General features: G+C 39.6%; 10 protein-coding genes. 8 read left to right on the top strand and 2 right to left on the bottom strand.

The genetic code is table 11. From position 1 onward, the window contains the following. Window positions 1-38 precede the first annotated feature (38 nt). From hutU to ACNHOZ_RS22685, 5 genes are all read left to right on the top strand, one after another. Complete coding sequence (gene hutU / locus ACNHOZ_RS22705; protein WP_048018576.1) at window positions 39-1,700, top strand: urocanate hydratase; 1,662 nt, start codon at window positions 39-41, stop codon at window positions 1,698-1,700. Between the two features lie 16 nt (window positions 1,701-1,716). After that, window positions 1,717-3,006 carry an imidazolonepropionase gene (gene hutI, locus ACNHOZ_RS22700; RefSeq protein ID WP_048018577.1) on the top strand — a complete coding sequence of 430 codons (1,290 nt, stop codon included), beginning with the start codon at window positions 1,717-1,719 and terminating at the stop codon, window positions 3,004-3,006. Further along, window positions 2,981-3,964 carry an agmatinase family protein gene (locus ACNHOZ_RS22695; RefSeq protein ID WP_048018578.1) on the top strand — a complete coding sequence of 328 codons (984 nt, stop codon included), beginning with the start codon at window positions 2,981-2,983 and terminating at the stop codon, window positions 3,962-3,964. Before hutI ends, ACNHOZ_RS22695 begins: the two co-directional genes overlap by 26 nt. 196 nt (window positions 3,965-4,160) lie before the next feature. Next, window positions 4,161-4,592, top strand: a complete 432-nt coding sequence (locus ACNHOZ_RS22690; protein ID WP_048018579.1) for a MarR family winged helix-turn-helix transcriptional regulator — start codon at window positions 4,161-4,163, stop codon at window positions 4,590-4,592. Window positions 4,593-4,595: 3 nt separating this feature from the next. Further along, window positions 4,596-4,760, top strand: a complete 165-nt coding sequence (locus ACNHOZ_RS22685; RefSeq protein WP_168760527.1) for a hypothetical protein — start codon at window positions 4,596-4,598, stop codon at window positions 4,758-4,760. An 80-nt stretch (window positions 4,761-4,840) separates the two neighbouring features. On the opposite strand, the gene ACNHOZ_RS22680 is transcribed toward ACNHOZ_RS22685, so the two are convergent. Both ACNHOZ_RS22680 and ACNHOZ_RS22675 read right to left on the bottom strand, forming a co-directional pair. Continuing rightward, window positions 4,841-5,779, bottom strand: a complete 939-nt coding sequence (locus tag ACNHOZ_RS22680; RefSeq protein WP_048018580.1) for a nucleoside hydrolase — start codon at window positions 5,777-5,779, stop codon at window positions 4,841-4,843. Between the two features lie 33 nt (window positions 5,780-5,812). Beyond that, window positions 5,813-6,889 carry an isocitrate/isopropylmalate dehydrogenase family protein gene (locus ACNHOZ_RS22675; RefSeq protein WP_048018581.1) on the bottom strand — a complete coding sequence of 359 codons (1,077 nt, stop codon included), beginning with the start codon at window positions 6,887-6,889 and terminating at the stop codon, window positions 5,813-5,815. Window positions 6,890-7,322: 433 nt separating this feature from the next. Here ACNHOZ_RS22675 and ACNHOZ_RS22670 point away from each other — a divergent pair, with 433 nt between their 5' ends. The 3 genes from ACNHOZ_RS22670 to ACNHOZ_RS22660 all read left to right on the top strand — a co-directional run bounded on the left by ACNHOZ_RS22670 (window position 7,323) and on the right by ACNHOZ_RS22660 (window position 12,613). Beyond that, the gene (locus ACNHOZ_RS22670) at window positions 7,323-8,744 is read left to right on the top strand and encodes a YfcC family protein (RefSeq protein ID WP_048018582.1); all 1,422 of its coding nucleotides are present in this window, start codon (window positions 7,323-7,325) and stop codon (window positions 8,742-8,744) included. 50 nt (window positions 8,745-8,794) lie between these two features. After that, the gene (iadA, locus tag ACNHOZ_RS22665; RefSeq protein ID WP_048018583.1) at window positions 8,795-9,967 is read left to right on the top strand and encodes a beta-aspartyl-peptidase; all 1,173 of its coding nucleotides are present in this window, start codon (window positions 8,795-8,797) and stop codon (window positions 9,965-9,967) included. Between the two features lie 93 nt (window positions 9,968-10,060). After that, window positions 10,061-12,613, top strand: coding sequence for a cyanophycinase (locus ACNHOZ_RS22660; protein ID WP_048018584.1), 2,553 nt, complete (start codon window positions 10,061-10,063; stop codon window positions 12,611-12,613). The last annotated feature ends 163 nt before the right edge of the window (window positions 12,614-12,776 follow it).

The following is a 12,776-nucleotide window of genomic DNA, read 5'->3' as shown; positions in this document are numbered from 1 at the left end:
TTTAACAGTTTTTCATTTTTATAAAGGAGGAAAACGAAATGGAGACAAAACAAAGTGGAATAAAAGCACCTCGTGGAACAGAACTAACGACAAAAGGCTGGGTACAAGAAGCCGCTCTTCGCATGCTTCTAAACAATTTAGATTCCGAAGTAGCAGAGCATCCGGAAAAGTTAGTCGTATACGGAGGGATCGGAAAAGCAGCCCGTAACTGGGAGGCGTTCGATCGTATTGTAGATACGTTAAAAGAATTAGAAGAAGATGAAACGCTTCTCATACAGTCCGGCAAGCCGGTTGCGGTTTTTAAAACGCACAGTGATGCTCCGCGTGTTTTATTAGCAAATTCAAATCTTGTTCCTGCTTTTGCGAATTGGGAGACGTTCCATGAGCTCGATAAAAAAGGGTTAATGATGTACGGGCAAATGACTGCAGGAAGCTGGATTTATATCGGAAGCCAAGGCATTGTTCAAGGAACGTATGAAACATTTGCTGAGTGTGCCAACCAGCATTTTAACGGAACTTTGAAAGGAACCATTACGTTAACAGCTGGATTAGGAGGAATGGGAGGTGCCCAACCACTAGCCGTTACGATGGCAGGCGGCGTTGTCATTGGAATTGATGTTGATCGCACGCGTATTGAAAAACGTATCGAAACAAAGTATTGCGATACGGTAGTCGAAAGTGTAGCTGATGCAATCAAGTTAGCTGAAGATGCAAAAAGATTGGGCAAAGCGCTGTCCATTGGATTAGTTGGAAATGCAGCCGAGATTCTTCCTGAAATGATAAAGCGAGGATTTATCCCAGATATTGTGACAGATCAAACATCGGCACATGATCCGCTTAACGGATATTTGCCGATTGGAGTCAGCTTAGCAGAAGGAGAAAAATTGCGGAATACAAATCCAAATGAATATATAAAACAATCAAAAGCAAGTATGGCTATTCACGTTCAAGCCATGTTAGAGATGCAAAGAAAAGGCGCGGTTGCTTTTGACTATGGCAATAATATTCGCCAAGTGGCGCTCGATGAAGGTGTCGCGAATGCATTTGATTTCCCGGGATTTGTCCCAGCGTACATCCGTCCGCAGTTCTGTGAAGGAAAAGGACCGTTCAGGTGGGTCGCTTTGTCAGGAAACCCAGAAGATATTTATAAAACAGATGAAGTCATTTTACGTGAGTTTTCGGATAATACGCATCTTTGCAACTGGATTAAAATGGCGAGAGAAAAAATTGAGTTTCAAGGGTTGCCGGCGCGTATCTGCTGGCTAGGCTACGGAGAAAGAGCGCGCTTTGGAAAAATTATTAATGACATGGTAGCAAACGGAGAGCTGTCAGCGCCTATCGTTATTGGCAGAGATCATCTAGATGCCGGTTCTGTGGCTTCGCCCAATCGTGAAACTGAAGCAATGAAAGATGGCAGTGATGCAGTAGCAGACTGGCCTATTTTAAATGCATTAGTCAATACGGCAGCAGGCGCAAGCTGGGTATCCGTTCACCACGGAGGAGGAGTAGGTATGGGGTATTCTCTGCACGCTGGAATGGTTGTAGTAGCAGACGGGACAGAAGATGCCGCCAAACGTCTAAAACGTGTTTTAACAACAGACCCTGGCATGGGTGTTGTTCGTCATGTAGACGCCGGCTATGATAAGGCCATTCAAACTGCAAAAGAAAAAGGGATACAAATTCCTGCGTTACATGAATAAAAAAGGAGGGATACGTATGACTATTACGTATATCAAATGCGCTGAACAAGTCATTACGGTTAAAGGCGGAAGTCAGCCTAGACGAGAGGAAGAAATGTCAGCTCTAGGAATCATTGAAAATGGCAGCGTACTCGTGAAAAATGGAAGAATTGTATTTGTTGGACCTGACGTCAAAGCGCAGGAATACCTTGAGCATATCCATGAACCTATTAATATAATTGATGCCGAAGGAAAAATCGTAACGCCTGGGTTAATTGATCCCCACACTCACCTTGTGTTTGGAGGCAGTCGTGAAAAAGAATTAGAAATGCGCTTAAACGGGGCAAAGTATATTGATATTTTAAAAGCGGGAGGAGGAATTTTACAAACAACCGTTAGTACACGACAAGCAACAGAAGAGGAGCTAATCAAGCAATCTACAAAACGTTTAAATAAATTTCTGCAGTACGGAGTTACAACTGTCGAAGCCAAAAGCGGGTACGGTTTAAATCTTAAAGATGAAATCAAACAATTAAAAGTAGCGAAGAAACTGAATGAACAGCATCCAGTAGATGTTGTTTCAACCTTTATGGGAGCTCATGCGGTGCCAGTTGAGTACAAAGGAAATGAAGATGCGTTTGTTCAACACGTTATTGAAGAAATGATACCAATTGTTGCAAAAGAAGAGCTAGCGGAGTTTTGTGATGTATTTTGTGAAGAAGGCGTGTTTACAGTTGAACAGTCAGAGCGTATTTTACAAGCTGGAAAAGCATACGGACTAAAACCTAAAATCCACGCCGATGAAATTGTGTCTTTTGGCGGGGCAGAATTAGCGGCTAAAGTGGGAGCTGTGTCTGCGGATCATTTATTAAAAGCATCCGATCAAGGAATTAAGCAAATGGCTGAAAGCGGAGTTATAGCCGTTCTATTGCCGGGTACTGCATTCTTTTTAATGGAAGAGCCGGCGCGTGCTAGAAAAATGATCGAAGCAGGGGTACCGGTTGCTTTGTCTACAGATCGAAACCCAGGGTCTTCTCCTACGGAATCGCTGCCGTTTATTATGAATTTAGCTTGTTTAACGATGAAAATGACGCCAGCAGAAGTTTTAACAGCCTGTACGATCAACGCGGCTCATGCCATTGGCAAAGAGAATCAAATCGGAAGTATTGAAGTAGGTAAAAAAGCCGATTTAGTGCTATTTGATGCGCCCAATTACCAAACGCTGCAGTATAACTATGCCGTAAATCTTGTAGACACGGTATTAAAAGATGGGAAAGTTGTGGTTGAAGGCGGTGTTTTACATGAACTATCCGTACCCACAGCTTGATCGACCGCCTTTTTGCTGGCAGCGTCAAAGTACTTCTGACCCAAAAGTAAGTGATTGGATTCAGACAGTTGAAGATGGGTGCAACGTCGACTTTACATCGATAGATATTACGGTCTTGGGCGTGCCTCTTTCAAGATCTTCCGTTAGCGCTTCTGGAGCAAGTGAGACGCCAATGGCCATGAGGAAGCTTTGGAAATCCTTTAACCCGTATCATATTGAGTATGATACGGATTTGACTTCCTTGTCAGTGTTGGATTTAGGAGACGTAAAACAGCACGTCACGGATATAGGGAAGTCTCATCAGTATATAAAAGAAGCGATGACGTCTATGCGGAAATGTCATCCGCACGCGCTGCCTATTATGCTTGGAGGAGATCATTCCATTACAGCTATGTTAGTAAAAGGGTGGAAAGAGTCACATCCCGAACAGAAAATAGGGATTTTACAGTTTGATACGCACTTTGACTTACGTAGCTTAGAAGATAACGGTCCTTCTAACGGAACCCCTATACGAAATTTAATCGAAAGCAACACGATTGATGCAGCTCATGTATGGAATATCGGACTTCACGGGTTTTACAACTCAAAATCGTTAAAAGAATATGCGGATAGCAAAGGCGTTCATTATGTAACGCTACTGCAAGCAAGACAAGCGGGAGTAACTCATACGGTGAAAGAAGCACTAAAACAGTTGAGCAAAGAAGTAGACATGATCTATTTAACCGTTGATATGGACGTGTTAGATATTGCTTACGCACCTGGAGTTCCAGCAGGAACCACAGGGGGAATGAGAACGGAGGAATTGTTTGAAGCGGTATACACGGCTGGGAGTCATCCGCTTGTTCAAGCAATGGATATCGTTTGTCTAGATCCACTGCGTGACGTAAGAGAAATAACTGTAAAAGCAGGCGTACATGTATTTTTGAATTTTTTAACGGGAGTTGTAAACAGAAAGTAAGGGAGTATACTTCCTTGCTTTTTTTATTGTTAAATAGCTGCTTACATAGGATTAATAAACTTTTTTTAGAGTGAGATAACATAACTTTAGAAGTATGTATAGATTTTAGTAAATATATTTTTACTAAAATAAACGATTTATATTGTTTTTATTTAAAATTAGTAATAATATATTTACTAAAGAAGGTGAGTATCTTATGGAGGAAAAACTGGCTAAGGAATATATCGCTTTAATACCGATTTTATTTGAAAACTTCAAGAACTTAAACAAGAATGAAGTGAAATTAACACATTTACAAAATCACGTAGTTGAATTCATGTATATGAAAAAAAGAGATTTGAATATTAAGGAAATTAGTAATGGATTAAATATTGCCAAACAACAGTTAACGAATGTTATCAGTGAATTAGAAAATGAAGGATATTTAATCAAAATGCCCGATTCGCGAGACAAGCGTGCAGTTTTAGTCTCATTAACATCTAAGGGAAAAAGTATTCAAGAGGAAAAGTGGAGAGGGATTTATAGTAATTTTCATACAAATCTTGCGAAGTTAAATGAAGAAGAGCAATTAGACCTGCAGTTTGCTCTTCATAAATTAAATGTTTTGTTAAAAAAGATGGAGGGATAAATCATGAGTCAAAGAGAACGAATTTCACTTATTAGTGTAGGCGTTATAGGCGGGACAGTAATGGGAGTAATTTATAAAGATATATCCAACTGTTTGATTACAGGTGTTATTGTTGCTTCAATCATTACTGTAATGCTCAATCAAAAAGCGAAAAAAACAGCTAGATAGTATGAATAAAAGTAAGTCAGCACCACCGAGTTGCGAACTCGACGTTCTGGTGCTGATCTTACCTATCTTCTAGATGAACATTACGAAGCCGAATATGTGTTAAGAGCCTCAATCATTAAATCCCAAAAACCATCTGCATCAAGGGTTAAACCAAACTTCGCATTTGCTGTCCTTCCTGTAACTCCAAGCAAATCAACTGAAGTCGTTCCAGCCGTGTATTCTCCGCGTGTTTCTACTACAATATTAACTTCTTTGAGCGTAAATAGTTCGGGAGCTATGCAATAAGCAACGGTTAATACATCGTGAACAGGCGGACCATCAAAGCCAAACGTTTCTTTATAGGCAGATTTAAAAAACGCTAATAATTCACCCACCTTTTTTGCTACGTTATTATCAATGTTCATCACTTGGTTAATAACATTATCTGTTGCAACGGCTTGATGCGTAATATCTAACCCCATTACTACGAGTGAAATACCGCTATCAAACACTTTTTTAGCCGCTTCTGGATCTGCCCAAATGTTAAACTCAGCCGTTGGCGTCCAGTTCCCGAAGGTTCCGCCGCCCATAAGGATAATCTCTTCAATGTTTTCTTTAATTTCTGGAGCTTTTATTAAAGCTAAAGCAATGTTCGTTAAAGGACCGGTAGGCAAAAGCGTAACGGGATCTTCTGACTCTTTGACCATTCGTATAATAGTATCTACTCCGTGTTCTTCACTCCAGCTGCGAGACAGAGGAGGGAACTCAGGGCCGTCTAACCCTGAATCACCATGTATGCTAGGAGCGTTTTCACGCGTGCGAATCAATGGTTCACCTGCTCCTTTTGAGACAACCACGTTATGTAACAATACTAAATCACACACTTTCAAAGCATTCATCGTCGTTTTTTCAATTTCTGCGTTTCCCGAAACAGTTGTGATCGCTAAAATATCTAATTCCGGTCGTGCGGCAGCCAAAATAATAGCAATAGCATCATCATGACCTGGATCACAGTCCATAATAATCTTTCTTTTTTTCATTATGATCACCTCTATAGAATGGATAAATTGCTGTTAATTCTGCGTGGATTTTATTTTCTCTAAAATAGCTTCTGTAAACTCCAATGTAGAGGCATGTCCGCCTAAATCTTTCGTTTTCACTTCATCTTGAAGCGTTTGATAAAGTGCGTGTTCTACTGTAGCAGCCACTTTTGTAAGTTTGTGATCAGCATGTTTTTCAGCCAACCATTTCAGTAGCATGGCTGCTGAAGAAATAATACCGGTTGGGTTTGCTATGTTCAAACCTGCGATATCTGGCGCAGAACCATGAGCTGCTTGTGCCATAGCGATATGTTCATTTGCATTAAGAGAAGGGGCTAATCCTAAGCTTCCTACAAGCTCGCCTGCTAAATCTGAAAGAATATCACCGTACATGTTTTCTGTCACAATGACATCAAAATCGGCTGCACGACGTACGAGATGAGCAGCCATGGCATCGATATGGTAGTCGTCCACTTTTACTTCAGGATATTGCTCAGCTATTTCTCGACAAACGTTTAGAAATAGTCCGGTACTTAATCTTAAAACATTTGCTTTATGTACGATTGTTACTTTTTTACGACGCTGCATAGCCAATGCAAAAGCTTCATGTGCAATTCTTTCTACGGCTTTTCGCGTAAATACCCCCGATGTCACCACAACGTCTTTTGTAATCTGCCATTCCCCGTGTCCAGAATACATATTACGATCGGCATAAAATCCTTCTGTATTTTCTCGAACGATCACTAAATCGGCTTCTTTCACGACGCTTTTAATACCTGGCATTGTTTTAGCAGGGCGAATATTTGCGTAAAGATCTAAACTGTGACGAAGCTCTCCGCTAGGATTACGCTTTTCTTTGTGTTCAAGAGGGTAAGCCACAGAATCATGCGGGCCAAGTATCCATCCATGCGTATGTTTTAAAGCATCTATCGTTACTTCTGGAAGAGGATCGTTATATTGTTTAATTCCTTCCCATCCCATAGGCAGATAAATCCATTCCATTTTTACTCCTGCTTTGCAAGAAGCAGTTTTAACTACCTTAACTGCGGCATCGACAATCTCCGGCCCGATGCCATCACCGGCCAATACCCCGAAACGATAAACAGTCATTGTTTTGAACACCCTTTCATTATGCGCAATGCTTTTATAAATAGATTGAAGGTTTATAGTATTAATCTACTTAAAGAAAAGACAATAATAAAATAGTATTTTTTTATGTTTATAGATTAAATTCTTTTATCTTTCTTTTTGCAGCTTTTTAAAAAAGAACTAGCTAATGCTTCGTGCTCCAAATTTTCTATCAACCAACATCTTAATTGGCGGTGTTAATTTTTTAAAAACACCCAATTAACACCTAAAACACGATTTAATTATATCATAATTCAGAAAATTAAACGGTTCTACGTTGGCACGAAAATTGCTTGTACTATATATGAGGAATACAAAAGAAAGGAGCAATATATAGTCGCAGATAAGGAAGCTGCTTTTAAAGAAAGAGAGGTTTGTCTAAAGCTATTATTTCACAATAAAGGGGAGAAGAAGAATGAGTGAACCGCAAAAGGAAATGAGTTCATTAAATCAAGTACGGAAAAAAGAGAGGAAAATAAACGTTTTTGCTTTATTGTTAGGCTTTCTTGTGATTGCTACCATTTTAACGTATATCTTGCCAGCTGGAGAATATGCGCGTGTAGAAGTAGACGGGAGAACAACGGTAGATCCTCAATCGTTTAAATGGATTGATTCTACACCAGTTGGATTCTTTGATATGGTCAAAGCGATACATACAGGAATGGTAGAAGGAGCCGACATTATCTTTTTTGTATTAATTATTGGCGGTTTCTTTGGTGTACTAAGTGCTACGGGTACAGTAGATGTATTAATTACAACGATGGCTAAAAAGCTCGCTACCCGAGAAAAGCTATTAATTCCTGTTATGATGCTATTTTTTGCGGTAGGAGGATCTTTAATGGGAATGGCGGAAGAAACGCTAGCCTATATTCCTCTTTTAATTCCGCTGGCACTTGCTCTTGGGTTCGACGCATTAACAGGGACTGCTATTGTGTTAATTGGAGCATCAGCTGGTTTTACTACGGCCGTTATGAATCCATTTACAGTAGGTGTTGCACAAGGAGTAGCAGAGCTTCCTATGTTTTCTGGAATGGGCTTTCGTCTCATCTTATTCGTAGTTGTTTACGCTGTTTCAGTATGGTTTGTCTACCGATATGCAATGAAAGTTAAAAAAAGTCCTTCGATTGGAACATACGGAAAATACAGCATAACTAATGCAAATAAACTTTTAAACTCCGATGCCAAGCTAACTAGAAAGCATAAATGGATTATGGCAGCATTTCTTGTTAACTATGTAATTCTTGCTTTTGGGGTTATTAAGTATAAGTGGTACATTACTGAAATTGCTTCTCTGTTTGTGATTTTGACAGTTGTGATTGGGATTATTGGAAGACTCTCTGTTGAAAATACGGTTAAGTCGTTTACAAACGGGGCAGCAGCACTGGTTGGAGGAGCGCTTGTTATCGGAGTTTCTCGCGCAGTTCTTGTTGTTTTAAATGAAGGTCATATTGTAGACCCTATGCTTCATCAAGTATCTGGAGCGATTCAACATATTCCGGGATATTTAAGCGTCATCGGAATCTACAACTTCCAAGCGCTGATTCATCTTATTTTAGCATCTGGAACGGGTCATGCGATGCTGACGATGCCAATCATGACGCCGCTTGCAGATTTGCTTGATATTACGCGACAAACGGCAGTATTATCTTTTTCTTTTGCAGACGGCATCGGAAACATTATTTTCCCGACGGCTGGAACATTAATGGCTGGCTTAGCAATTGCGGGAATTTCATGGACAAAGTGGGCAAAATGGGTGTTGCCGTTAGTCCTTATTCAATATGTGATTGGTCTAATAGCCGTTGTGATTGCTTATTTTATCAATTACGGGCCATTTTAAGAGATAGAAAAATGTAATTTGTAAGTTGAGCTTACTAGGAGGAATAGAAGTTGTTAACCTTAATCAAAAACGCAGAAGTATATGCACCACAGCACTTAGGAAAAAAAGATATATTGCTTGCAGACAGCAAAATCATCCTTATAAAAGATTGTATTGATCATGTAAATACGTCCATTCCTATTGATGTTGTAGATGCCGCTAATCACATTATAGCTCCAGGCTTCATTGACTCACATGTTCATATTATTGGCGGAGGAGGAGAAGGTGGATATAAAACACGCACTCCTGAACTAATGTTAACCGATGCAACGACTGCCGGTGTTACAACTATTGTAGGTGTACTTGGAACAGACGGTACAACAAGAAGAATGGAAAACCTTCTGGCCAAAGCAAGAGGGTTAGAAGAAGAAGGGATTAGCTGCTTCATTCACACAGGTTCCTATCAAATACCGGTAAAAACGTTAACTAATAGCATTGAAGAAGATCTTATTTTAATTGATAAAATTATCGGAGTAGGTGAAATTGCCATTTCCGACCACCGTTCTTCTGAACCGACATTTGAAGAACTGGTGAAGGTGGCTTCCGCTGCCCGCAATGGAGGGATTTTATCAGGGAAAGCCGGAATATTAGAGATTCACGTAGGAGACGGAGAACGAAAATTATCTTTAATGAATCAAATCGCAGATAAAACAGACCTGCCAATTCGTCAGTTTCACCCTACACATATTAATAGAAATGAAGAGCTGTTTAAAGAAGGAATTCAATTTGCAAAGCGAGGCGGATATGTAGATTTTACGACTAGCACGATCCCTCACTTTTTAGAAGAAGGCGAAGTTAAGTGCAGCAAAGGGTTACGCATCATGCTGGAAGAGAAAGTGGCGATTGACAGCATTACGTTTTCATCAGATGGAAACGCGAGCCTGCCGTTTTTTGATGATAACGGAGATTATAAAGGTCTTCAAGTTGGAAAAGTGTCTTCTTTATTTCAAGAAGTACGAGATGCAGTATTAGAGGAATCAATACCGTTAGAAACAGCTCTTCAAGTCATTACTTCTAATCCTGCCAAAGTATTAAAACTGTCCAATAAAGGGCATATTCAACCCGGAAAAGATGCAGATTTAGTCCTTTTAGACAAAGAGACGCTAACAATTAAAACGGTTTTTGCTCAAGGTAAAGTAATGGTAAAAGACGGTGTCCCTGTTGTGAAAGGAACGTTTGAATAACAGGTTTTAGATATCATTTATCGAAAGTATCGCGGAAAGGATACGAGCTAATTAGAGAAGGGTATTAAAATTTGCGTGGAAAGGATCTTTCAAATGAAAAAGAAACTGGTTTCATGTCTCATCAGCTTTACATTACTTTCTTCGTTGAGTACACCCCTGCTTGCAAAAGCACAAGAAAATACTGAGGGCATTAAAGGCAGCCTTGTTATTGCGGGCGGAGGTGTAGGAACATCCAATCACGATATATATGAAAAATTTCTCTTGCTTGCTGGGGGAAAAGAAAAAGCCAAAGTAGGGATTATTCCAGCTGCTAGCACAACGCTGCAGTCTTCTGAAAAGTTTAAGGAAGACCTCGTGAAATACGGAGTAAACTCAGATTCTATTCAAATTCTTCCCGTTTCCAATCACGATTTTTCTGACACACAAAAAGATGAATCGACTTGGAAGAATCAAGTGAACGACAAGAAGTTATCCCGTACGATTAAAGGACTAACGGCAGTTTGGTTTGTTGGAGGAGACCAAACAAAAATTGTGGATTCCCTTCGTGAAAATAATGGAAACGATTCTGAAGCGTTAAAAGCTATCTGGGATATATATCGTAAGGGAGCAGTTATCGGAGGTACAAGTGCAGGAGCTGCAATTATGAGTGACGTCATGATTACAGGAGGAGACAGTCTAGGAGCTTTAAAAGAAAGTATAGGAAACAAGGAAAATAAACATGTAAACGAAAACCAACACAATAAGAAAGAATACGAGCCTCTATCAGTTCAAAAAGGGCTGGGATTTTTCCAACACGGCATAATTGATCAGCATATGGATGAACGAGCACGACTTGGGCGACTGGCAGTAGCTGCGTATAATGCTAAACGTGACAAAGAAAAAAACTTTGCATACGGTGTAGACGAAGATACTGCTATGGTCGTTAACAATAAAGATCAAAAGGTTGAAGTCGTTGGAAGAAGCGGAGTAGCTGTATTAGATATGAGCAAAGCTAAGCTTATATCTAAGCAAAAAGTGCGTTCAGGCTTAGAGAACATAAAAGTCAGTTACTTATCTCCTGGAGATAAAATTAACTTTCATTTAAAATCATTTGAATTTCCAAAAGATAAAGTAGAAACAAAGGGGTTTGAATATAATTCCTTTAACGCGTTGCCTGCTACGGGTGTTTTTACACCCTATGGAAGATTAAAGGCTTATTTATCCTATTCTTTTGTTGACAATAAATCGATGAAATCTGCTAGCAGCTATGTTTATGACAGTAGAGGGTCTGGTTACGAAATTGCTTTCCAAAAGGATAATGACACAAACGGCTACTGGAGATATACTGACGGACAAAAAGATGACTATTCCATTGTAAATGTAAGAATGGATATTACGCCCAAAACCGTCAAATTCCAGCCGGATAAAAAAACTAGTTTAACGTATAAAAAATCTACTTTTTCTTCATCTGAAAGTCCTGCATACGATTCGATCAAAGGTAATCTTTTAATTGCAGGCGGAGCGCTTGGCAGCAGCAATTCAAGCGTGTATAACAAGTTTATTGATCTTGCAGGAGGAAAACAAGCCAAAATAGGAATTGTGCCTGCAGCGAGTACTAAGTTCGATTCCTCTAATCAGTTTAAAGGCGATTTAGTTAAATACGGAGTGAAGGCAGAAAATATAGAAATTTTACCTATTTCAAACCATGACTTTAAAGGAACTTCTGAAAACGAGTCGAGTTGGAAACTAAGTATGAACAATGAAAAACTAGCGCAAAAAGTTAAAGGGCTAACAGGCATTTGGTTTGTAGGAGGAGATCAGACGATGATTACGGGCTCTTTGCGTAATGAAAATGGTTCAGACTCAAAAGTCTTACAAGCTATATGGGATACGTATAAAAAGGGAGCAGTACTTGGCGGTACGAGCGCCGGAGCTGCAATTATGAGTAATACTATGCTCGCTGGCGGAGATAGCTACGGAGCTCTTTCGTACGGGTTTACAGACACCTATGATGATATGACTCAGCAAGAACAAGGGCCTGCTTATTTAGAAAAAGGCCTTGGCTTCTTCCAATACGGTCTTGTAGATCAGCATTTTGATAACAAAGCAAGATTGGGACGGCTTATTGCAACAGCATATGAAAAAGGAAATAAAAATCAGCTTTCATACGGCATCGATGAAGATACTGCTATGGTAGTAAATAATAAAGAAAAACAAATGGAAGTTGTGGGAAGAGGCGGTATTACGCTAGTTGACTTAGCGAAGGTACAGACAAATGACAAATTTCCGAGTGATTACAAAAATATTGTTATCTCTTGTATTACTCCAGGCGATAAAGTAAATATCACAACAAAAGAAATCGTCATAAACCCAGCTAAAACGTCTACTAGAAAAAATGAATACTACAGTGAAAAGGTTGGACCAAATACAGGTCTTTTCTCTCCACACGGTGTATTAAGAAAGTTTTTAGCTTACGATCTTATTGATAACGCTCAGAGCAAAGAAATAAAGAGCTATGCGTTTAACCAAAACAAAGGATTTGAGCTTACCTTCCGAAAAAGCCCCGAAAGCAATGGGTATTGGGCTTATACAGACGGTCAAAAAGACGATTATTCCATTGTAAAGGTAGCCTTAGATATCAAACCAATAAAAGTAGCTATTAAATAAAAAGAGAACAGACAGTAATTCAATGCATCTAGCACTTTAGCATATTGTGCCTCCACCTATTAAAGCGGAGGCACTTTTTTCTACTTATTTTTATTTACAATAGGGACAAACGTCCGCTAGATGAAATGGAGGGCAACGTATAAAATGATAGGTACAGTATCCC

Source organism: Priestia sp. D51 (genome assembly GCF_053345675.1).
This window is presented reverse-complemented; position numbering and strand designations above follow the sequence as displayed.

What these genes read in the sequence shown, in the direction of transcription:
- hutU (WP_048018576.1), top strand. Translation starts at nt 39, where the DNA reads ATGGAGACAAAACAAAGTGGAATAAAAGCACCTCGTGGAACAGAACTA.
- hutI (WP_048018577.1), top strand. Translation starts at nt 1,717, where the DNA reads ATGACTATTACGTATATCAAATGCGCTGAACAAGTCATTACGGTTAAA.
- ACNHOZ_RS22695 (WP_048018578.1), top strand. Translation starts at nt 2,981, where the DNA reads ATGAACTATCCGTACCCACAGCTTGATCGACCGCCTTTTTGCTGGCAG.
- ACNHOZ_RS22690 (WP_048018579.1), top strand. Translation starts at nt 4,161, where the DNA reads ATGGAGGAAAAACTGGCTAAGGAATATATCGCTTTAATACCGATTTTA.
- ACNHOZ_RS22685 (WP_168760527.1), top strand. Translation starts at nt 4,596, where the DNA reads ATGAGTCAAAGAGAACGAATTTCACTTATTAGTGTAGGCGTTATAGGC.
- ACNHOZ_RS22680 (WP_048018580.1), bottom strand. Translation starts at nt 5,779, where the DNA reads ATGAAAAAAAGAAAGATTATTATGGACTGTGATCCAGGTCATGATGAT.
- ACNHOZ_RS22675 (WP_048018581.1), bottom strand. Translation starts at nt 6,889, where the DNA reads ATGACTGTTTATCGTTTCGGGGTATTGGCCGGTGATGGCATCGGGCCG.
- ACNHOZ_RS22670 (WP_048018582.1), top strand. Translation starts at nt 7,323, where the DNA reads ATGAGTGAACCGCAAAAGGAAATGAGTTCATTAAATCAAGTACGGAAA.
- ACNHOZ_RS22660 (WP_048018584.1), top strand. Translation starts at nt 10,061, where the DNA reads ATGAAAAAGAAACTGGTTTCATGTCTCATCAGCTTTACATTACTTTCT.